This window comes from Campylobacter sp. CFSAN093226, from assembly GCF_012897595.1.
In the GTDB taxonomy this organism is placed as follows: domain Bacteria; phylum Campylobacterota; class Campylobacteria; order Campylobacterales; family Campylobacteraceae; genus Campylobacter_D; species Campylobacter_D jejuni.
This window is the reverse complement of sequence record NZ_CP040608.1, coordinates 1200291-1221604: the sequence shown is the minus strand read 5'-3', so window position 1 is coordinate 1221604 and position 21314 is coordinate 1200291. Positions and strand designations below refer to the sequence as shown.

General features: G+C 31.0%; 17 protein-coding genes and 2 tRNA genes. 16 read left to right on the top strand and 3 right to left on the bottom strand.

The annotated features are described in order from the left end of the window. Positions 1–7: 7 nt before the first annotated feature. Positions 8–1351 (bottom strand): TrkH family potassium uptake protein, encoded by a 1344-nt coding sequence (locus FBF02_RS06295; RefSeq protein WP_002858357.1) that lies wholly within the window; start codon positions 1349–1351, stop codon positions 8–10. A 139-nt stretch (positions 1352–1490) separates the two neighbouring features. Here FBF02_RS06295 and FBF02_RS06290 point away from each other — a divergent pair. Continuing rightward, positions 1491–1566: transfer RNA gene (locus FBF02_RS06290), tRNA-Phe, on the top strand. Positions 1567–1674: 108 nt separating this feature from the next. Here the strand turns inward: FBF02_RS06290 and FBF02_RS06285 are convergent. Both FBF02_RS06285 and FBF02_RS06280 read right to left on the bottom strand, forming a co-directional pair. Continuing rightward, positions 1675–1751 (bottom strand) — tRNA-Ile (locus FBF02_RS06285). A gap of 53 nt (positions 1752–1804) precedes the next feature. Continuing rightward, the gene (locus tag FBF02_RS06280; RefSeq protein WP_002853654.1) at positions 1805–2905 is read right to left on the bottom strand and encodes an FtsW/RodA/SpoVE family cell cycle protein; all 1101 of its coding nucleotides are present in this window, start codon (positions 2903–2905) and stop codon (positions 1805–1807) included. 77 nt (positions 2906–2982) lie between these two features. On the opposite strand from FBF02_RS06280, the gene FBF02_RS06275 reads away from it, so the two are divergent. The 15 genes from FBF02_RS06275 to FBF02_RS06205 all read left to right on the top strand — a co-directional run bounded on the left by FBF02_RS06275 (position 2983) and on the right by FBF02_RS06205 (position 21312). Next, positions 2983–3951, top strand: coding sequence for an RluA family pseudouridine synthase (locus FBF02_RS06275; RefSeq protein ID WP_002858282.1), 969 nt, complete (start codon positions 2983–2985; stop codon positions 3949–3951). Then, positions 3896–5131 carry a fibronectin type III domain-containing protein gene (locus FBF02_RS06270; protein WP_014516824.1) on the top strand — a complete coding sequence of 412 codons (1236 nt, stop codon included), beginning with the start codon at positions 3896–3898 and terminating at the stop codon, positions 5129–5131. Before FBF02_RS06275 ends, FBF02_RS06270 begins: the two co-directional genes overlap by 56 nt. Beyond that, positions 5131–6309, top strand: coding sequence for a tRNA (guanosine(46)-N7)-methyltransferase TrmB (gene trmB, locus FBF02_RS06265; protein ID WP_002858203.1), 1179 nt, complete (start codon positions 5131–5133; stop codon positions 6307–6309). Before FBF02_RS06270 ends, trmB begins: the two co-directional genes overlap by 1 nt. A gap of 69 nt (positions 6310–6378) precedes the next feature. Beyond that, the gene (locus FBF02_RS06260) at positions 6379–7044 is read left to right on the top strand and encodes an ABC transporter ATP-binding protein (RefSeq protein WP_002853534.1); all 666 of its coding nucleotides are present in this window, start codon (positions 6379–6381) and stop codon (positions 7042–7044) included. After that, positions 7031–7837, top strand: coding sequence for an FtsX-like permease family protein (locus FBF02_RS06255; protein ID WP_002853622.1), 807 nt, complete (start codon positions 7031–7033; stop codon positions 7835–7837). Before FBF02_RS06260 ends, FBF02_RS06255 begins: the two co-directional genes overlap by 14 nt. After that, entirely contained in the window at positions 7834–9027 is a 1194-nt protein-coding gene (locus FBF02_RS06250; RefSeq protein ID WP_002853860.1) for a M23 family metallopeptidase, read from the top strand. Before FBF02_RS06255 ends, FBF02_RS06250 begins: the two co-directional genes overlap by 4 nt. 51 nt (positions 9028–9078) lie before the next feature. Next, positions 9079–9798, top strand: coding sequence for a UMP kinase (gene pyrH / locus FBF02_RS06245; protein WP_002858454.1), 720 nt, complete (start codon positions 9079–9081; stop codon positions 9796–9798). Between the two features lie 10 nt (positions 9799–9808). Next, positions 9809–10033, top strand: a complete 225-nt coding sequence (locus FBF02_RS06240; protein ID WP_002853464.1) for a DNA-directed RNA polymerase subunit omega — start codon at positions 9809–9811, stop codon at positions 10031–10033. Next, positions 10017–12212 (top strand): bifunctional (p)ppGpp synthetase/guanosine-3',5'-bis(diphosphate) 3'-pyrophosphohydrolase, encoded by a 2196-nt coding sequence (locus tag FBF02_RS06235; protein ID WP_002858057.1) that lies wholly within the window; start codon positions 10017–10019, stop codon positions 12210–12212. Before FBF02_RS06240 ends, FBF02_RS06235 begins: the two co-directional genes overlap by 17 nt. Positions 12213–12223: 11 nt before the next feature. Continuing rightward, positions 12224–13429: a tyrosine--tRNA ligase gene (tyrS, locus tag FBF02_RS06230; RefSeq protein ID WP_002858315.1), complete on the top strand. Its 1206-nt coding sequence runs from the start codon at positions 12224–12226 to the stop codon at positions 13427–13429. Then, complete coding sequence (locus FBF02_RS06225) at positions 13426–14517, top strand: nitronate monooxygenase family protein (protein WP_002857924.1); 1092 nt, start codon at positions 13426–13428, stop codon at positions 14515–14517. Before tyrS ends, FBF02_RS06225 begins: the two co-directional genes overlap by 4 nt. Beyond that, positions 14517–16496: an N-acetylmuramoyl-L-alanine amidase gene (locus FBF02_RS06220; protein WP_002858145.1), complete on the top strand. Its 1980-nt coding sequence runs from the start codon at positions 14517–14519 to the stop codon at positions 16494–16496. Before FBF02_RS06225 ends, FBF02_RS06220 begins: the two co-directional genes overlap by 1 nt. Further along, on the top strand, positions 16493–18334 hold the full coding sequence (gene mnmC / locus FBF02_RS06215) for a bifunctional tRNA (5-methylaminomethyl-2-thiouridine)(34)-methyltransferase MnmD/FAD-dependent 5-carboxymethylaminomethyl-2-thiouridine(34) oxidoreductase MnmC (RefSeq protein WP_002853221.1): 1842 nt from the start codon (positions 16493–16495) through the stop codon (positions 18332–18334). Before FBF02_RS06220 ends, mnmC begins: the two co-directional genes overlap by 4 nt. A gap of 120 nt (positions 18335–18454) precedes the next feature. Beyond that, positions 18455–19594, top strand: coding sequence for a hydrogenase small subunit (locus FBF02_RS06210; RefSeq protein ID WP_002853195.1), 1140 nt, complete (start codon positions 18455–18457; stop codon positions 19592–19594). A 2-nt stretch (positions 19595–19596) separates the two neighbouring features. After that, positions 19597–21312 (top strand): nickel-dependent hydrogenase large subunit, encoded by a 1716-nt coding sequence (locus tag FBF02_RS06205; protein ID WP_002853190.1) that lies wholly within the window; start codon positions 19597–19599, stop codon positions 21310–21312. Positions 21313–21314 lie beyond the last annotated feature (2 nt).

Sequence of the window (21314 nt, the reverse complement as noted above, 5' to 3'; positions counted from 1 at the left end):
TTTACCTTTATAAATTAACCTTTCCTTCAGGGAATTTTAAATGAATAGCTTTGTCTTGTTTGAATACCGAGAGTAAAAAAGCAAAAACACCTATCCTACCACTTAGCATCATAATGATGATAATCACCTTGCTAGGATCACTAAACAAAGCGCATAAAGATAAAGTTCCACCATTTCCTACTGAAATTCCTACGGTTGCAAAAGCCGAAGAAGTTTCAAAAAGCAAGGCTATAAAATCAAATTTTGACTCTAGCAAGGAAAGCAAAATAACAGCTATTACTATATAAACAGCTGAACCTACAGCTATAATAAAAGCTTTAGATATAGTTTCTCTTGGAATTTCATGTCCAAAAATTCTAACTCTTCCATCGCGGATACTCCAATAAGCATAGAGCAATAAAACCATTACAGTTGTTACTTTCATACCCCCAGCTGTTCCACCTGGTGCACCACCAATAACCATAAACAATGATCCAAAAAATAAGCTTGCATCATGCAAATGTCCCATATCTAAGGTATTAAATCCTGCTGTGCGGTAATTAATAGCGATAAAATATGAGCTTAAAATTTTATCAAAAAATGAAAAATGTCCTATAGTTTGAGGATTTGAGTATTCAAAAGCAAAAATAATAAGCGTTGAAGAGAAAATAAGAAAAATACTTGCAACAACAACCATTTTTGTATGTAGGCTTAAATTTTGCAATTTTTTTCTTTGAAAAAAGTATAATTCAACCAAAACAAAATATCCAAGCCCTCCAATAATAATCAAAGAAGTGATAATAAGATTAATTGCTATATCATGTTTATAAGCTATAAATCCATGTTCAAATATAGTAAATCCAGAATTATTAAAAGCGCTAATAGAATGAAAAATTCCAAACCATAAAGCTTTCTTAAAATTCATTTCAAGGGCAAAACGCATGGTGAGAAGTATAGCACCTATCAATTCTATAGTAAAAATGAACAGCAAAACCTTTTTAAAAAATTTAAATAAACCATCCATTGATGGATAAAATAAAGACTCTTTTAGTAAATTTCTTGCACTAAAACCAACTTTTTTGCGTATGAGTATATAAACAAATAAACCTATACCCATATATCCCAAGCCTCCAATTTGCACCAAAGCTAAGATAATAATTTGTCCTGCTAAGGTAAAATCAACCGCAGTGTTCTTAATTACTAATCCTGTCATACTAACAGCAGATGTGCTTGTAAAAAAGGCATCTAAAAAATCAATAGGAGTTGTATGTGCCCAGCTTGAATGTAGCAATAAAGCCCCAAACAATGCAATAATAATATAACCAGCTAGTAAAATTTTAAAAGTTCGTCTATCTAGTCCAAATTGTTTCAAAAAATTTCCATTTGATAATGATCTAAAGCGGGTATTCTATCTTATTAAAACTTTAAGGGAAATAAAATTTTATTTTTGTATTTAAACTTAAATTAAAGAAAAAAAGATACAATTACATTTTTACTTTATCAAACATTGTGGTTGGATAGCTCAGTCGGTAGAGCAGCAGACTGAAAATCTGCGTGTCGGCAGTTCGATTCTGCCTCTAACCACCACTTTATCTTTCAAAAAATCACATCACATACTTTTTTTATATAAGATTGAAATATTTAAAGAACTAAAAGTTATTTTTTAAAGAAAGAGTCTATAGCTTATATGTAGAATGGTGGATTTAGCAGGACTCGAACCTGCGACCAACCGGTTATGAGCCGGTTGCTCTAACCAACTGAGCTATAAATCCGCCTAAGTTGAATTAAAAGATAAAATTATATCTTATTAATGCTTAAAAATATTTTATTTAGCCTTTATATCCGTCCAAAAATATCTAAAAGTGATTAAATGCTGTAAAATTCCAAAAAAAATCATAAAAATAGTAAAAGAACTTCCACCATAACTAAAAAAAGGCAAAGGGATCCCAACTACTGGTGCAAAACCTATAGTCATTGAAATATTTACTGCCGCATAAATAAAAATAAATAATGCAACACAATTAATAGCAACTCTAGCAAAATAATCATCTTTAAGTTTATAATTTAAACTAAGTAGATGAAAAATAAGTAAAATATAAAATATAATTAATGTCAATCCCCCAATAAATCCAAATCTTTCTATCATGTAAGCGAAAATAAAATCACTAGTTGAAATAGGTAAAAATTTAAAATGAGTTTGCGTAGCTTCATCTTGAGATTTTCCGGTTAAACCACCATTTCCAATAGCTATCATTGATTGGGCTACTTGATAACTTGGTTTTTCTGAAATAAAATCATGAATTCTTTGCTTTTGGTAGGGTTTTAAAAGATGTGTATAAATAATAGGAGAGCTAACACTTATAGCTATAACAATACTTAACCAAATTTTATAATGAACTCCCATGATAAAAAGCACTCCAAAACCAACAAGTAGTAAAACCATAGCACTTCCTAAATCAGGTTCTTTTGCAATTAGCAAAAAAGGCAAGATGATGTAAAAGCTAAGTTTGATGAATTGTTTAAGTTTGTATCCATTTTTTGGAGGAGGATTTTGATAAATAAGATAGGCAAGCATTAAAATAAAACTAGGTTTAAAAATTTCAGAAGGTTGTATAGTAAAGTGAGTAAAAGGAATTTCAAGCCATCTTTTAGCACCTAATTTTTCAACCCCAAAAATATCTACGCTTAGCAATAAAAAAATATTAATCCAATAAGCAACAGGAATAATCCAAATAAATTTCCTTATGGGAAAGAAGAAAAAAACCATAAAAGCAAACAATCCCACACAGGCATAAACAAACTGTTTTTCTGCTAAAAAAGGATTAGCTTCAAAGATTAAGAAAAATGAAATAAGAATTATGGGTAAAAATAAAATGGGTTGCATATAGTCAAAATGAGTTAAAATTCTTCTATCTAATCTAAACAAAATTTGCCTTCAGTTGGTAATATAAAGCTATAATTATAAACTAAAATTTTAAATTTATCAAAACCTCTAAGGAAAAAATGCAAACTTTTTTAGTAGATGAAAATTCAAGGCTTGATGTATTTTTGGCTAAAAAATTAAACCAAAGTCGCAATCAAGTTGCTTTACTTATAGAAAAAGATTGTGTACAGGTTAATGATAAAATTCAAGATAAAAATTCATTTAAGCTTAAAAATGGTGATATTATTTCTATTGCAAGTTTAAAGCTTTGCAATGAGATAAAACCTCAGTTTGAAGTGGATTTTGATATTGATGTGTTATACGAAGATGAAGACTTGCTTGTTTTAAATAAACCTTCAAATTTAGTCGTTCATGGAGCAAGTAGCGTTAAAAATGCCACTTTGGTGGATTGGTTAATAGAAAAAAAATATACTTTATCAAATTTAGGAGGAGAGATAAGAGCTGGTCTTGTCCATAGATTAGATAAAGATACAAGCGGAGCTATACTAATAGCGAAAAATAATTTCACCCATCAAAAATTAAGTGAACAGCTTGCAGATAAAAGCATGGGAAGAATTTACCTTGCGTTAATTGATTTGCCACTAAAAGAAGATAAAATTATAGTAGAAAAATTTTTAATGCGTTCGCCTTCTAATGCTATTAAAAAAATAGCCATAGATAAGGAAAATAAATTCAGTAAAAACGCAAAATCAGCTTTTATAAATGTAGTAAAAACTGAAAATTTAACTTTGATGGCTGCTAAGCTTTTTACAGGAAGAACTCATCAAATTAGAGCGCATTTGGCTAGTTTAAATCGCTATATTTTAGGTGATAGTTTGTATGGTTATAAGGGTAAGTATGATTGTAGGATAATGTTACATGCTTATTTTTTGTATTTTATCCATCCAAAAACCAAAGAACAAATTTTTGTTAAAGCACCTTTGATGGAAGATTTTAAAAATATTATGTTTGAACAAATTAATTTAGGAGAGAATGATGAAAAGATTTCGCTTGAGTTTTTACTTGAGTTTTTTAACTCTTTTGCTTAGCGCTTGTAGTGTTTCGCAAATGAATTCGCTAGCTTCAAGTAAAGAGCCTGCTGTAAATGAAAGCTTGCCAAAGGTTGAAAGTTTAAAAAGTCTTAGTGATATGAGTAATATTGCTTTTGAATGGGAGCCTTTATATAATGAAAATATTAAAGGATTTTATTTGTATCGTTCTAGTGATGAAAATCCTGATTTTAAACTTGTAGGCACTATTAAAGATAAGTTTCAAACTCATTATGTAGATACTAAATTAGAGCCTGGTACTAAGTATCGTTATATGATGAAAAGCTTTAATGAGCAAGGACAAATTTCAGAAGATGGCAAGGTTATAGAAGTGAGCACAGCTCCAAGACTTGAAGCTGTTCCTTTTGTTCAAGCTGTGACTAATTTGCCTAATCGTATTAAACTTATTTGGCGTCCGCATCCTGATTTTAGGGTTGATTCTTATATTATTGAAAGAACCAAAGGTGATGATAAAGAATTTAAAAAAATTGCAGAAGTAAAAAATCGTTTAAACGCTGAATACATCGATAGTGATTTAAAGCCTAATGAAAATTCAAGTTATAGAATTATTGCTGTGAGTTTTAATGGGATAAAGAGTGGGTCAAGTCAAGTTGTAAGTTCTACAAGCAAGGCTTTACCTCCTCAAGTTGAGCATTTAAGTGCTAGCACAGATGGTTCTAGTAAAATCATTTTAACTTGGGATGCTCCTACGTATGAAGATTTTTCTTATTATAAAGTTTATTCTACGAGCTCAAGCTTCCTTCCTTTTAGTGTTTTGGCAAAGACTGATAAAAATTCTTATGAGGATATAGTAGAAGGAGCAGGTAAAAGCAAGTATTATAAAGTAACAATGGTGGATAAAGATGGTCTTGAAAGTCCTATGCCAAAAGATGGTGTAGAAGGTAAAACTTTAGGCAACCCTTTGGCTCCTAGTATTATTTTGGCTCAAAGTACAAGCGAAGGGATAAATTTAGAATGGAGTGATAATGATACTAGAGCTGTTGAGTATGAAGTAAGACGCTATGGCGGGGAGCAAAATGCAGTTTTTAAAGGCATTAAAGAAAAGCGATTAAAAGATGTAAAAGCTTTGCCAGGGGTGGAATATAGTTATGAAGTTATTGCTATTGATTCAGCCGAGCTTCGTTCAGAACCTTCAAGCAAAGTTAAGGCGGCTCAGTAGTGCCAAATTTTAAAAGTAAAAAGATCAAAGAAATAAATCTGCCTTATAGTAAGGATGATGTTGAATTTCTTTGGCTTGCTAAGAATGATAATGTTAGTCTTATTTATACAAAGGTTCAAGAAGAGAGTTTTTTTCTGCAGATTAAAAAAGCACAAAATGGTTTTGTGATTAAAGGCGATAAACATACAAAACCTTCTAAAATAGGTTATTTGCAAAAGGCTTTAAAAATCTTTAAAGAAGGTTTTTGTGAGGATATTATCAATGAAGCTTTTGGACTTAAAAATAATGCTTTAATTGAAAAAACACCATTTATCGTTGATAATTTTGATGAGCTTTTATCTAGACTTCAAGGTAAAATTTATATAGAAATAGGCTTTGGATCAGGAAGACATTTGCTTTATCAAGCAAAAGAAAATCCAAATGTTTTAATTTTAGGGGTGGAAATTTACAACCCAGCTTTAACTCAAGTGGCTAAACTTGCTAAAGCACAAAATGTAAATAATATTTTGCTAATCCAAAGTGATGCGAGATTGTTATTGAGTGTATTAAAATCAAAATCAGTTGAAAAGATTTTTTTACATTTCCCTGTTCCTTGGGACAAAAAGCCTCATAGGCGAGTTATTGGGAAAGATTTTTGCAAAGAATGTGCTAGGGTTTTAGTTCAAAATGGTCGTTTTGAGCTTAGAACAGATAGTTTTGAGTATTTTAATTTTACTTTAGAGCAATTTTTGACTTTTCCTGCTCCAAAATTTAGCCTTAGAAAAAATGAAAATTTAGAAATTTCAAGCAAATATGAAGATAGATGGAAAAAGCAAGAAAAAAATATATATGATCTTTGGGTGTGGAATTTTAACCAAGAGTGTAAAAACTATGAGTTAAATGAATTTAATCTCTCATCGGTTGAATTTTCTAAAGAGGATTTGAAAAAAATAGAGCAGAACTTTAAAAATATTACTATAAAAAAAGATGATTTTTTCTTGCATTTTGAAAGCATCTATAAACAAGATGAGAATTTGCTTTTAAAGGTTGCTTTTGGAGCTTTTAATAAGCCTGAACATTGTTATTTGCATCTTGATAAAACGATTGATTTTGCTTTTAAAGAGCCATTTAAAATTCAAGAAAATATTAAAGCGATAAATGAATTAAAAGAAATTTTAAAAGTTCAGTTTAAAATATAATTTTTCTTGAAAATTAAGCAAAAATAAAGCATAATTTAAAAATTTAAAAAGGGAAATTAAGGAAAAAGGATGCCTAATTTAATCCAAGCAAATAAACTTACTTTAGGTTATGATGAACTAGTTATTAAAGAAGCGAGTTTTGCTTTTAAGGATGATGATTTTGTTTTTATTACGGGTAAAAGTGGGAGTGGTAAGAGTACGCTTTTAAAGTCTTTTTATGGAGATTTAGAACCTATTTCTGGTAAACTTGAAGTATGTGGATCTTTGATGAATAAAATTGGAAATTTAGAACTTTTAAAATTACGTCAAAGAATAGGGATTATTTTTCAAGATTATAAACTTGTACAAGAATATAGTGTTGAAAAAAATGTTATGTTGCCTTTAATGATTAAAGGTTATAGCAAAAAAGTATGCCATGATCAAGCTACTAAGCTTTTAAAGCATGTAAATTTAACTTTTAAAGCAGATAAATTGCCTAATCAACTTAGCGGTGGTGAGCAACAACGCGTCGCTATGGCTAGGGCTTTAGCTCATAATCCAAAGCTTTTGCTTTGCGATGAGCCAACGGGAAATTTGGACGAGTATTCTTCTGATATTATATGGACTCTTTTAAAGTCTGCTAGAGAGCTTTTAGGAACTTGTGTTATAGTGGTAACACATAGAATTCCTAGTAATTTAAGAGTGGATTATCGTCGTTTTAATATAGAAAATGGAAAAATGAATGAAATTTTTTAAAACACATTTATCTTTAATTTTACCTTTACTTTTTATGATGTTTGCTTTTGAATTTATTTTGATTACAAATGCAACTTTGAAGCATTATGAAGAACTTGTTAATAAAGATTATAATATTATAGTTGTCAGCAAAACTGAACTTGATCAGAATGTAGTAAAAACAAAAGTACCATTTTTTGCTGGACTTGAATCTTTAGATCCTAAGGATTTAATTGATCGTTTGAAAAATGATGTTTCTGAAAAGAATTTGAAAGTTTTAAAAGATTCTCTGCCAAAATTTTATACTTTAAAATTAAATTCTTTACCCGATCAAAATGAACTAAATTCGATTAAAAATCAACTTTTAAATATTGTAGGTGTTAGTAAGGTTGAAACTTTTTCCAAAACCCATGATAAGATATACTCTTTGCTTATTTTGATGAAATTTGTTTTTTGGTTATTTTTGTTTATCATTATTTTACTTGCCTTTGTTTTGTTTTTAAAACAGATGAGAATTTGGCTTTATGAACATACCGATCGTATTGAAATTATGTGTTTATTTGGAGCTCCGTTTTGGTTTAGATCTTTTATGCTTTATAAGGTGGTTGTGGTTGATTGTTTTATTGCTTTTGTTATTTTACTTGCCTTTTTTACCCAAATTTTTGATCTTTCTATTATCCAAGAAAGTTTAAAGGCTGTAGATATTATTTTTCCACCTATTAATTTTATTTTACATTTGACTTTAATTTTTTTAGCTACTTTGTTTATTTGCTTGTTGTGTGTAAATACGGTTATGTTTAAGGTTAAAAGATGAGAAAAAATATTCTTATCTTTTTTTGTTTTTTTTTGTTTGTTGATATAAGTTTAGCAAACGCTATAAATGAAAAAACAAAAAGTTTAGAAGAAAATAAACGCATACAAGAACAGTTAAATAAAAAACTTGAAGATTTGGCTAGCGATATTTTAAATGGTGAAAAAAGTTTGAAAGATCTAAGTTTGCAAATTGAAAGCTTAAATTCACAAACTTCTAAGCTTGAAGCAAGTGCTAAGGCTCAAAATCAAGAGTTAAACACCCTTACAAGCCAAAATGAAGATTTGCTTAAAAGTAAATCAAATATGGAAGGTAAGCTTATATCTTTAATGGCTAAAGATTTTGCTTATGATTTACCTATCCCTCAAGGCTATATTGAAAGTGAAGAAAGTTTTATGGCTTTTGAAATTTTAGGAAGTTTAAACAAAGTTTTAAATGAAGAAATTTTTAAAATTTCTAAAGATTATGAGGGAGTAAGCAGGCTTATTGATGATAAACAAGCTCAGATTAAGAAAATCAATGAAAGTCTTAAGGATTACAACGCTCAATTAGCCAAGCTTCAAAGTTTAAAACAAAAACAAATTAGCGAAATTAATAAACAAAAAACAGATCGAGCTATATATGCAAAAAAACTCGATGATTTACAAGCTCAGCAAGAAGAGCTTAGAAAAACATTAAATCAATTAAAAATTATTAATGATAAAGAAGATGCAAATTCAAACAAAAATGATACTAAAATAGTAAAAAATAATCAAAAAATAAGACAATTAGGTTCAAGCTATCAAGGAAGTTCAGTCAAGCGTTACACAGGAAAAAAAACCATAGCTCCATTGGATTCTTTTACTGTGAAGCAAAAATTTGGAAATTATGTTGATCCTGTTTACAATCTTAAAATTTTTAACGAGAATGTAGTTTTAAGAAGCAATAAAAGCGATGCAGTTGTTAAAAATGTGCTAGATGGAAAAATAGTTTTTGCTAAAGATACTAGTATGCTAGCTCGAGTTGTTATTGTTGAACATGATAATGGCATACATACAATATACGCACATTTAGATAAGATTGCTCCTAATATTAAAGTTGGTAAGAATATTAAAAAAGGTGCCGTAGTGGGTAGAATAAAAAATGATCTTACTTTTGAAGTAACTCAAAAAAATTTTCATATCAATCCTTTGGAACTCATTAGCTTAAATTAGCTAAATTTAATGGAATTTAAAATATAATTTCAAGTTAAATAAGGAGAAATAATGCAAGAGAGAAAAAGAGTTTTAGTAAAATTTTCAGGAGAGGCTTTAGCAGGTGAAAATGGCTTTGGTATAGAAAATTCTATTTTAAAATTCATAGCTTCAGAGATTAAAGAACTTATAAAAAATCAAATAGAAGTAGGCATAGTTATAGGCGGTGGTAATATTATTCGCGGAGTAAGTGCTGCTAAGGGCGGATTGATTAAAAGGACAAGTGGAGATCATATGGGGATGCTTGCTACGGTTATCAATGCTATTGCTATACAAGAAGCTTTGGAAAGCTCTGGACTTGAAGTTAGGGTTCAAAGCGCCATTCAGATGGAAGCATTTTGTGAAACTTATATTATGAGAAGAGCGCAAAGACACTTAGAAAAGGGTCGTGTTGTGGTTTTTGCTGCAGGTACTGGAAACCCTTATTTTACTACGGATACAACAGCTATTTTAAGAGCTGTGGAAATTGATGCAGATATGGTAATAAAAGCTACAAAAGTTAATGGAGTTTATGATAAAGATCCAAAACAATTTGATGATGCAGTATTTTTAAATACTTTGAGTTATGATGAGGCTATGCAAGATAATATTAAAGTGATGGATGATACAGCTATAGCTTTAGCTAAAGATAACAAACTTCCTATTGTGGTTTGTAATATGTTTGAAGAGGGTAATTTACTTAAAATCATACAAGGTGATACTAGCCTTTGTTCAACCGTTAAAAATAATTAAGGAGAAAATTATGGATAAAAGAATAGAAGAAGTAGCGGCAAAAGCTTTGGAAAAAATGGGTAATGATAGATATCGCCTTTCTTTAGTGGTAGCAAAAAGAGCGGAACAATTGGCAAATGGAGCAACCCCTTTGGTAGACTTTGATAAAAATAAAAATAAACTTGCAGATATAGCTTTATATGAAATTGCAGAAAATAAAATCACTTTAGAGGGTTTAGTTGAAACCAATCGATGAAGAATTATTGCTTGAACAATTAATCGATAATGTAAAAAATTGTAAAGATTTAGAAGCTGCTAAGGCTTTGCTTTTCGAAATTTGTGGCCATGATGCCATTCTTGAAAAAGCGGTAGATTACTGTATATTTTGCCATGAAGGGCAGTTTAGAAAAAGTGGAGAGCCTTATGCGGTACATCCTATTTTAGTAGCAACACTGGTTGGATTTTTAAGTGAAAATAAAAGCAATATTTTAGCTGCTTTATTGCATGATGTGATTGAAGATACAAACTGCACTGAAGAAGAACTTAGAGAGCAGTTTGGTTCTGAGGTTTTAAAACTTGTTTTAGGACTTACTAAAATTATAGAAATTAGAGAAGATAATCTCATTTCATCAAAATCTAAAAAAAGTTTAACTAAATCAGCCTTGACTTTCAGAAATATGCTTTTAGCAAGTATTGAAGATGTTGGGGTTTTGATTGTGAAGTTATGCGATAGGCTGCATAATATGCTTACTCTTGATATTCTAAGAGAAGATAAGCAAAAAAGAATCAGCGAAGAAACTTTAGTTGTATATGCCCCAATAGCCCATAGACTTGGTATTTCAAGCATAAAAAATTATTTGGAAGATCTTAGTTTTAAATATCTTATGCCAGATGAGTATAAGCTTATTGACAATTATATCAATTCCAATAATCAAGAAATGCAATTAGGTTTAAATGAATTTATTTCCAAAATCGAACTTTTATTTTTGAGTAATGGCTTTAGACAAGGTAGTTTTGAAATTCAAAAACGCATTAAACATAGCTATTCTATTTATCTTAAAATGCAAAGAAAAGGCATTGGTATTGAAGAAGTTCTTGATTTGCTTGGGGTAAGAATTTTGGTTGAAAAAGTAAGTGATTGTTACTTAGCTTTGGGAATTTTACATACACATTTTAATCCCTTGGTTTCGCGTTTTAAGGATTATATAGCCTTGCCTAAACAAAATGGTTATCAAACTATACATACCACACTTTTTGATGCTAAAAGTATTATAGAGGCACAAATTCGAACTTTTGATATGCATAAAATTGCGGAATTTGGTATAGCAGCGCATTGGAAATATAAAGAAGATGGCAGCGTGGTTGCGCCTCGTCTTGATTGGCTTACAGATATTTCAATGCAAAGTATAAACAATCTTGAAAATGCAGAAGATTATAATGCTATTGAGCTTTATGAATATGCTAAAGATAGTCTTTATGTTGAAGATGTCGCAGTTTATTCTCCTAAGGGAGAAATTTTCACTTTGCCTCGTGGTGCAACGGTTCTTGATTTTGCTTATGAAGTGCATACCAAAGTAGGGCTTCATGCAAAAAGTGCTTATGTAAATCGTATTAAAGTACCTTTGTTAACCGAGCTTAAAAATGGCGATATTGTGCGAGTGGTTACTAGCAATGATAAATTTTATCGCTGTTCTTGGATAGATAGTGTTAAAACAGGAAAAGCAAAAGCAAGTATAAGGGAATTTTGCAAGCAAAAAATCAGAGAGATTAATCTAGCAAGTTCTATTAATATGTTAAGTTTTATTTTTGGAGTTGATAAAAACAGAATTGAAACTTGGATAGAAAAAGAAAATTTAGTCAGACGTATTAGACAAGTAGCAACAGATAGTGCTTATTTGAAAGATATAGTTAATGGTCTTAAAAAATACGCCAAGAAGTCATATTGGTTTGATAAATATGAGATTAAAGAGCAAAAAATAGGAAATTTTACTCTATATTGTAACCATAAAATCGCTAATGTGGATTTTGATTTTTGCTGCCATCCAAAAAGAGGTGATGCTGTTTTAGCTTTTGTTAAAGGTGGTAACGCTATTGTCCATCATAAGCTTTGCGATAGAGCTGATAAAATGATAGATAATAATCAAGATATGGTATTTATAAAATGGGATTCTAACATCCCTAAATCTTATAAATTGATTTTTTCTTTGGAAAATAAAAAAGGTGTTTTAGCGGAATTTTTGGCATTTTTAGCTAAAATGCAGATAAATTTATTAACAATTAATTTATCAAGTGATTTAAATTCGGCGGTAGATTATTTTGAGATTACAATGGAAATTCCTGATAATATCAATCCAGATAGTGTCAAGGATAGGTTAAAATCTCGTTGTAAAATTTTAGATTTTACATCTTTAAATGATGCTTATAAAGAAAGTTAAAAAGGTTTATTATGGATATAAAAAAAATATTAGCAGAAGTTAAGCGTGGTTGTGCAGAGCTTATTGATGAAGAAAGAATAGAAAATTTAATTAAAAATTATTATGAAAAGGGTGAAAATTTCTTTATAAAGGCAGGGTTTGATCCTACAGCGCCTGATTTACATTTAGGCCATAGCGTGGTTTTAACAAAAATGGCTTTTTTGCAAAAACATGGAGCTATTGTGCAGTTTTTGATTGGAGATTTTACAGGACAAATTGGCGATCCAAGTGGAAAAAGTGCAACGCGTAAAAAGCTGGATAAAGAGCAAGTTTTAATCAATGCTAAAACTTATAAAACGCAGGTTTTTAAGGTTTTGGATAAAGAAAAAACACAGATTAAGTTTAATTCTACTTGGCTTAATGAACTTGGAGCCGCGGGTATAGTAGAGCTTACTTCAACTTTTAGTGTAGCTAGAATGCTTGAGCGTGACGATTTTACCAAGAGATTTAAAGAGCAAAGTCCTATTTCGATTTGCGAGTTTTTGTATCCTTTACTTCAAGGATATGATAGTGTGGCTTTAAAAAGCGATATTGAAATGGGTGGAACGGATCAAAAATTTAATCTTTTGATGGGAAGACAGCTTCAAAGAGTTTATAACATAGGAAAAGAACAAGCTGTGATTATGATGCCTTTACTCGAAGGTTTAGACGGTGTAAACAAAATGAGTAAGAGTTTAAATAATTACATTGGTGTTACAGAAAAAGCTAATGATATGTATGCTAAAATTTTAAGTATTAGTGATGAATTGATGTTTAGATATTATGAACTTTTAAGTCAAAAAAGTCTAGAAGAAATTGCGCAAATAAAAAAAGATATAGAACAAGGCAATTTACATCCTAAAAAAGCTAAAGAAAATTTAGCTTTAGAGATTACAGAGCGTTTTCACTCCAAAGAAGAGGCTAATAATGCTAAGTCTGAATTTGATAGAATTCATTCTCAAAATGCTTTGCCAAGTGATATGGCTGAGTTTGAAATACAAGGAAAAATTTGGCTTGCTAAGGCTTTGGTTGAATGTGGTTTGGAAAGTTCTACTTCTGCGGCAAGAAGAAGCATCAGTGCTAATGCAGTAAGTGTAAATTCTCAAAAAGTTAGCGACGAGCAAATGTATTTAGAACAAGGAGAATACATCTTACAAATAGGTAAAAGAAAATTTGCAAAATTAAAGGTAAAAGAATGAATTTACAACCCTTACAAATAGGAAAACATACTATAAAATATCCCATTTTTCAAGGAGGAATGGGACTAGGCATAAGCTGGGATAGATTAGCTTCTGCAGTTTCTTTAAATGGTGGACTTGGGATTATTTCTTCTGTGGGAACAGGATATTATGAAGAAAGAAAGTATGCAAGTAAAGAATTAAACGCTAAGCCTTATGGAAGTGAAAATTTTTACTCACGCAAGGGTTTGCAAGCTTTGATTAATAATGCAAGAAAAGTTTGTGGCGATGCACCTTTGGGGTGTAATATCTTATGTGCAAGTAATGATTATGCAAGAATAGCACGCGATGCTTGTGAGGTTGGTTTTAATGTGATTGTTTCAGGCGCTGGACTTCCTACAAATTTACCTGAATTTACTGCAGATTTTCCTGATGTGGCTTTAGTGCCTATCATTTCATCTGCAAAGGCTTTAAAAATTATTTGCAAAAGATGGCAAAGCCGTTACAATCGCTTACCTGATGCAGTGGTTTTAGAAGGGCCAAAAAGTGGAGGTCATCAAGGTTTTACTTATGAGCAGTGCTTAGATCCGAATTATCAGCTAGAAAAATTAATTGCTCCTGTGGTAGAAGAGGCTAAAAATTGGGGGTCTTTTCCCGTGATTGCTGCAGGTGGAATTTGGGATAAAAAAGATATAGAAAATGCTATTTCTTTAGGGGCTAGTGGTGTTCAAATGGGAACGCGTTTCATAGGAACTTTTGAATGTGATGCGAGTGAAGAGTTTAAAAGCGTTTTGCTAGCTTCTAAAGAAGAAGATATAGAGCTTATTAAATCTCCTGTGGGCTATCCTGCTCGTGGAGTTAGAACCAATCTTTTAAATTTGGTAGATAAAAGAATGGGTCCAAAGATTAATTGTATAAGCAATTGTGTAGCGCCTTGTGGACGTGGAAAAGAGGCGACTAAAGTAGGGTATTGTATAGCAGATAGGCTTTTTGATGCGTGGTCAGGCAAAAAAGAAACAGGACTTTTCTTTACAGGTGCAAATGGATATCGTTTAGATAAGCTTATCAGTGTTAAAGAACTTATGGAAAAATTGGTTAATGGTGAATAATGGCTAAAATTTTTGTATTTTTAGTATTTGTTTTCACAACTCTTTTTGGAGTTTATGAAAATGAACTTGCAAATTTTGATAAAAATTTTATCGGTTCTAAAAGTGAAGTGCAAGTAAAATTTCACCATCAGCTCAAAAGCCTTTATATACAAAGTGTTATTAATGAAGATGAAAAAACTAAAATTGAAATTTTAAAAAGATTGATTATCAGTTCAAATACTTTAAATTTAGATGACAAGTCATATGCTAATGAGTTAAAAGAAAGTGGTATAAGTGAAACAAGTATTAATGCTTTAAGAAAGGCTGTTATTAAAGATATTAAGGTTCAAAATATTTCTCAAGACACTGAAAAATCAACTTTTGAACCTATAAAAACAGTTCAAAAAAATGAAAAAAAATCATCTAACGAACAAATAAAAAATACAGAAAAAACAAATTCTAAAACTTCGCAAGCACCAAAGAGCAGTATCGTTTCTAAAGCAAAAAGCGATGATAAAATTTATGTTTTAAAGTCAAGTAAAACAAACCAAGGTGTAGAGTTTGAACTAAATGCAGATTTGGATAAGGATCAATTAAAAAGTTTTGCTTTAGACGAAAAAGGAAACTATCGTTTTATTAGTGATTTTGATGGGGTTTTAGAAGGGGGTAAAAAAGAGTTTAAATTTGATGACTATCGTTTAGTGATTTCACAATTTAATCCCAAAACCATACGCATAGTGGTTTATGCTAAAGAAAAAATTCCTATTGATATATCTTTTAAAGAAGAAAAAATAATTTTTTCAAAAGAAACTACTAGCCAAAAAAAGACTGAGCAAGTTAGTAAAATTTCAGAGAAAAAGCAAGATCAAAAAACAGAAATTAAAACCAAAGTTTTAGAAACAAAAAAACAAGATAAAAAAACCAATAATGAAAAAGAAAATCAAGAACCTTTATATGTTTTAGATGTGGATAAAATTTCTAATGCTGTGGTGTTAAATTTAAGCGATGATTTAGATGAAAAAGAAATAGCAGTATTTGATACCAAAGATCAAAAATTCCGATATGTTGTAAGTTTTAAGGGTGTGTTAGAAGGTAATAGAAAAAGCTTTACTTTTGGACAAAATGTGATTACAGTTACTCAATACAATCCAAAAACCGTTCGTGTGGTTTTGAGTGCTCCTAAAGAATTTAAACTTTTAAAGGAGTTGGATAATAATAATCTCACTTTAGGTTTTTATATACAAACTACAAATCAAAATGCAAACAAAAAAGCAACTCAAAGTTCTAGTAAAACTTTAAATACAAATTACAAATCAGGAAAGCTTGTGGTTATCGATGCGGGGCATGGTGGAAAAGATAGCGGTGCTTTAAGTGATAAAAAAGGAAGTTTAAAAGAAAAAGATATAGTTTTAAGTACGGCTTTAAAACTTGGAAATGAACTTAAAAAACGCGGTTATAAAGTGCTTTATACTAGAAGTTCGGATAAATTTATCAATCTTCGTGATAGAACCAAATATGCCAATGATAAAAGAGCGGATTTGTTTATTTCTATACATGCTAACGCAGCACCAAATGCCACAAAAGCCAAAAGTAGCGAAGGCGTGGAAACTTTCTTTTTAAGTCCTGCAAGAAGTGAAAGAAGTAAAAAGGCAGCAGAAAAAGAAAATCAAGGGGATTTTGAAGAGATTAATTATTTCTCAAAACAAAGTATTTTAAATTTCTTAAATCGTGAAAAAATCGTTGCTTCAAATAAACTAGCCATTGATGTACAAAAAAATATACTCACTCAAACACGCAAAAAGTATAAAATTGTAGATGGCGGTGTAAGAGAAGCACCTTTTTGGGTTTTAGTAGGTGCGCAAATGCCTGCAATTTTGATTGAAATTGGCTATATTACACATCCAAATGAAGGCAAAAGAATCGCCAATAAAGCTTTTCAAGATTTATTGGTTAAGGGTATTGCTGATGGAGTTGAGAGTTATTTTTATAACAACCGATGAAAAAAGCTAAGCTAATTTTTAAGGATAATACTCCTTTTTCTTTGGATTTTGATGATTTTTATTTTAATTTCAAAGATGGCTTAAATGAAAGCAAATTTGTTTACACTCATTCTTTTGAATGGAAAAATCAAGAAAATTTTATTATCGCAGAGAGTGGTTTTGGCATAGGTTTAAATTTTTTTCTTACTTTGAAACGCTTTTTAGAAACTACCCCTTCTAAGCGTCCTAAAAAACTTTTTTATATTAGCGTAGAAGCTTTTTATATCGAAAAAGAACAATTAAGAGAAATTTATCAAAAACTAGAATTTTATGAAGAGTTTAAAGAGCTTTTAGAACAATTTTTAAAATTTTATCCTAAGGCTAAAGAAGGAATTTATCGTTTTTATTTTGAAGATTGTTTTTTAGATCTTGTTTTTGAAGATATAGCTGTTTTAAAAGAATTGGATTTTAAAGCTGATGTTTGGTATTTAGATGGATTTTCTCCAAATAAAAACTCGCAAATGTTTGATGAAAATTTAATCTTTGAAGTGGCAAGGCTTTCTAAAAAAAATACACAAATTTGCACCTTTTCTTCGGCAAGTTTTTTGCAAAAAAATTTAAAAAAATATGGCTTTAGAGTAGAAAAAACCAAAGGTTTTAGAAAAAGAGAAATGATTAAAGCTTATTTGGAAAATGAGCTTGAGTTTAAAGACAAAGAAGCGTATTTTTCAAGAACATTTTCATCTTTAAAAAATAAAAAAGTAGCTATTATTGGTGCAGGTATATCAAGTGCTGTTTTAGCTTATGAGCTTAGTTTAAGAGGTTTTGAAATAGATATTTTTGAAAAACATTTAGAATTAGGCAAGGGTGCAAGTGGAAATGAAAGTGGAATTTTAAGCTCTTTAATCTTAAAGCCTAAGGTAAATTTAGGGGAGTTTTCAGAGCTTTCTTTTATAGAGGCAAGTCGTTTTTATAGACAAATTTTAGATTTAGAATTTAAGGGTGTGGTGGAGTTTGCACATAATGATTTAATGCAAGAAAGATTTGACACGCAAAGAGAAAATGTTTTGTTTAAAATTTCAAAAAATCAAGCTTTTTTAGAAGAGGGTGGAGTGATTTTTCCAAAAAAATTGGTTAAAAATCTTTTTGAAAAAAGCAAAGCTTGTATATATTTTAATCATGAATTTCAAGCTTATAAATTTGAAAATGGGTGTTTTAGTTTAAAATTTAAAAATGATGTTGTTAAAAGTGATTATGCGGTTTTGATTTATGCTATGGGTGCAGATGCAAAAGACTTTGTTTTTTATGATGAGATGAAATTAAGCAAAGTAAGAGGTCAAGTTACACATCTAAAACCTTTTTTAGATACCCCATTTCCTTTATCTTCTAAGGCTTATATTTGCCCTGTAAAAGATGATTTGCAAGTAATTGGTGCAAGTTATGATAGGCTTAATGCAAGTTTAGAATCAAAAGAAGAAGATGATAAACAAAATATAGAAAATATAGCCGATTTTATGGATAAAAATACAAAATTAGAAATCATAGGTTCTAAAGTAGGTTTTAGATCTTATTCGAGTGATCGCTTTATGATAGTTGGAAATGCTTATGATGAAGCGTTTTATAAAGAAGAATATAAAGCTTTATTATGGACAAAAAATAAGGAGCAAAAACCAGCTAAAATGTCTTGTAATTTGTATTTTAATTTTGCTCATGGGTCAAGGGGTTTTAGTACAAGTGTTTTAGCGGCAAGGTATTTGTGTGCATTGATAAATAATGAACCCTTGTGTTTAGAAAAAAAATACATCCACGCTATTCATCCTGCAAGATTTTTGATTCGCAAACTTAAAAAAGGCTTATGATTAAGCTTTAATTAAGAATGATGCTAATATTTACTTATGAGAGTAAGTTTTTAACTTTATTTTAACTTTCTTTATTTTATTATTTATAGAGAATAAATTTCATGTTATAAAGGAAATATAATGATTGATTATCATCAAATAGAGTCGCGTTTATCGGCTCTTGAAAAGCTTCCTTCTTTGAAAGACAATGATAGTATTACAAAAGCATTAGAAAAGTCAGGTTTTTCTAGAAGGGATTTTATGAAATGGGCAGGTGCTATGACTGCATTTTTGGCTTTGCCAGCGAGTTTTACTCCTATGGTGGCAAAAGCTGCTGAGCTTGCTGATAGGCTTCCTGTTGTGTGGCTTCATATGGCTGAGTGTACAGGCTGTAGCGAGAGTTTGTTAAGAAGTGATACTCCAACGATTGATAGTTTGATTTTTGATTATATTTCTTTAGAATATCACGAAACAGTGATGGCTGCAGCAGGTTGGCAAGCTGAAGAAAATTTAGAAAGTGCCATTCAAAAGCATAAAAATAAATACATTTTAATGGTTGAAGGTGGTATCCCTATGGGTGATACAGAGCATTTTTTAACCATAGGTGCACATGGAAAAACAGGCTATGAGCTTTCAAAAATGGCAAGTGAAAATGCTTTGGCGATTTTTGCTATAGGAACCTGTTCTAGCTTTGGAGGAATTCAAGCTGCAAGACCAAATCCTAGCAACGCGCAGCCTTTAAGCAAAGTAACAAGCAAAACTGTGATCAATGTTCCAGGCTGTCCTCCAAGTGAAAAAAATATAGTGGGTAATGTACTTCATTATTTATTATTTGGTGAGTTACCAGCACTTGATGTGTATAATAGACCAAAATGGGCTTATGGTTTAAGAATTCATGATCTTTGTGAAAGACGCGGACATTTTGATGCGGGTGAATTTGTACATGCTTTTGGGGATGAAGGAGCAAAACAAGGTTTTTGTCTTTATAAAGTAGGTTGTAAAGGACCTTATACTTTTAATAACTGCTCAAGAGAGAGATTTAACCAGCACACTTCTTGGCCTATTCAAGCAGGGCATGGTTGTATAGGTTGTTCTGAGCCTAATTTTTGGGATACTATGGGACCTTTTGAAGAGCCTATGGCTAGTCGTAAATTTGATACCGTTTTTGGTTTGGGTGCGGATAGTGTTTCAGATAAAATCGGTATAGGTGTGCTTACACTCACAGGCGTTGCTATAGCAGCACACGCAGTTATATCTTCCATGCAAAAAGATAAGGAATAAAAATGAGTCAAAAAATAATCGTAGATCCTATTACAAGAATTGAAGGGCATTTAAGAGTTGAAGTTGTTGTTGATGATAACAATGTGGTAAAAGAAGCTTATGCGGGCTCTACTTTGTGGCGTGGTATTGAAACCATAGTAAAAGGGCGTGATCCAAGAGATGCGGGTTTTATGACGCAAAGAATTTGCGGAGTTTGTACTTTTTCACATTATAAAGCAGGTATAGTTGCTGTTGAAAATGCTTTAGGTATTACTCCGCCTTTAAATGCGCTTTTAACAAGAACTTTAATGAATGCGGCTTTATTTTTACACGATCATATTGTGCATTTTTATCAACTTCATGGGCTTGATTGGGCTGATGTGGTAAGTGCTTTAAGTGCTGATGTTAAAAAAGCAAGCGATGAAGCTTTTAAATACACTTCAAATCCTTATGCAACAGGTGCGGATAAACTTCTTGAAGTGCAACAAAGACTTAAAACTTTTGTAGATAAAGGAAATTTAGGACCTTTTGCTAATGCGTATTATGGTCATCCAACTTATCGTTTAAGTCCTGAGCAAAATTTAATCGTTCTTTCTCACTATCTAGAATGTTTAAGAATTCAAAGAATCATTGCTCAATGTATGGCGATTTTTGGAGCTAAAAATCCACATCCACAAAGCTTAACCGTTGGTGGTGTAACTTGCGTTATGGATTTACTCGATCCTGCAAGAATGGGTGAATATATGGTTAAATTCCAAGAAGTGCAAGACTTTGTTAATCGTGCGTATTATCCTGATCTTGTGATGGCAGGAAAAGCTTATGCACATGAAGCAAGTGTTTTAAATGATATAGGGGTAAATAATCTTTATACCTTTAAAGAATTCCAAATCGGAAGAGATGAATGGCTTTTTGAAAGTGGTATTATCAAAAATGGAGATTTAAGCAAGGTTTATGAAGTAGAAGAAGATAAGATTACTGAAGAGGCAACTCATTCTTGGTATGCAGACAATGAACCTTTACATCCTTATGATGGCAAAACAAATCCAAATTATACAGGACTTGTAGATGGAGAAAGCGTAGATCATCATGGAAATAATGTCCATTCTAAAGTGTTTGATACTAAGGGTAAATATAGCTGGATTAAAGCTCCACGCTATGAAGGAAATCCTATGCAAGTAGGACCTTTAGCAAATGTCGTTGTAAATTATGCTAAAGGTAATCAAAATGTTGTTCCTGTGGTAGATGAGTTCTTAAAAGAAACAGGACTTCCTTTAAATGCTGTATTTAGCACACTTGGAAGAACAGCTGCTCGTTGTATTGAAGCAAAAATCGTTGCAAATAATGCTTTAAAAGCGTTTAATAATTTAGTTGAAAATTTAAAAGTAGACCAGAGTACTTGTGCTCCTTATGTGATCGATAATTCTAAAGAATACAAAGGACGCTATATGGGGCATGTGCCACGCGGAACATTAAGCCATTGGTGTAGAATTAAAAATGGTGTTATTGAAAATTGGCAAGCTGTGGTGCCTTCTACTTGGAATGCAAGTCCAAAAGACGCAAATGGCGTAGGTGGAAGTTATGAGCAATGTTTGATAGGACTTAAAATCGCTGATGTAAAACAACCACTTGAAATCATTAGAAAAATTCACTCTTATGATCCTTGTATTGCTTGTGCGGTGCATGTAATGGATACTAAGGGCAATAATCTAAGTGAATATAAAGTGAATGTCAATTTATAAGG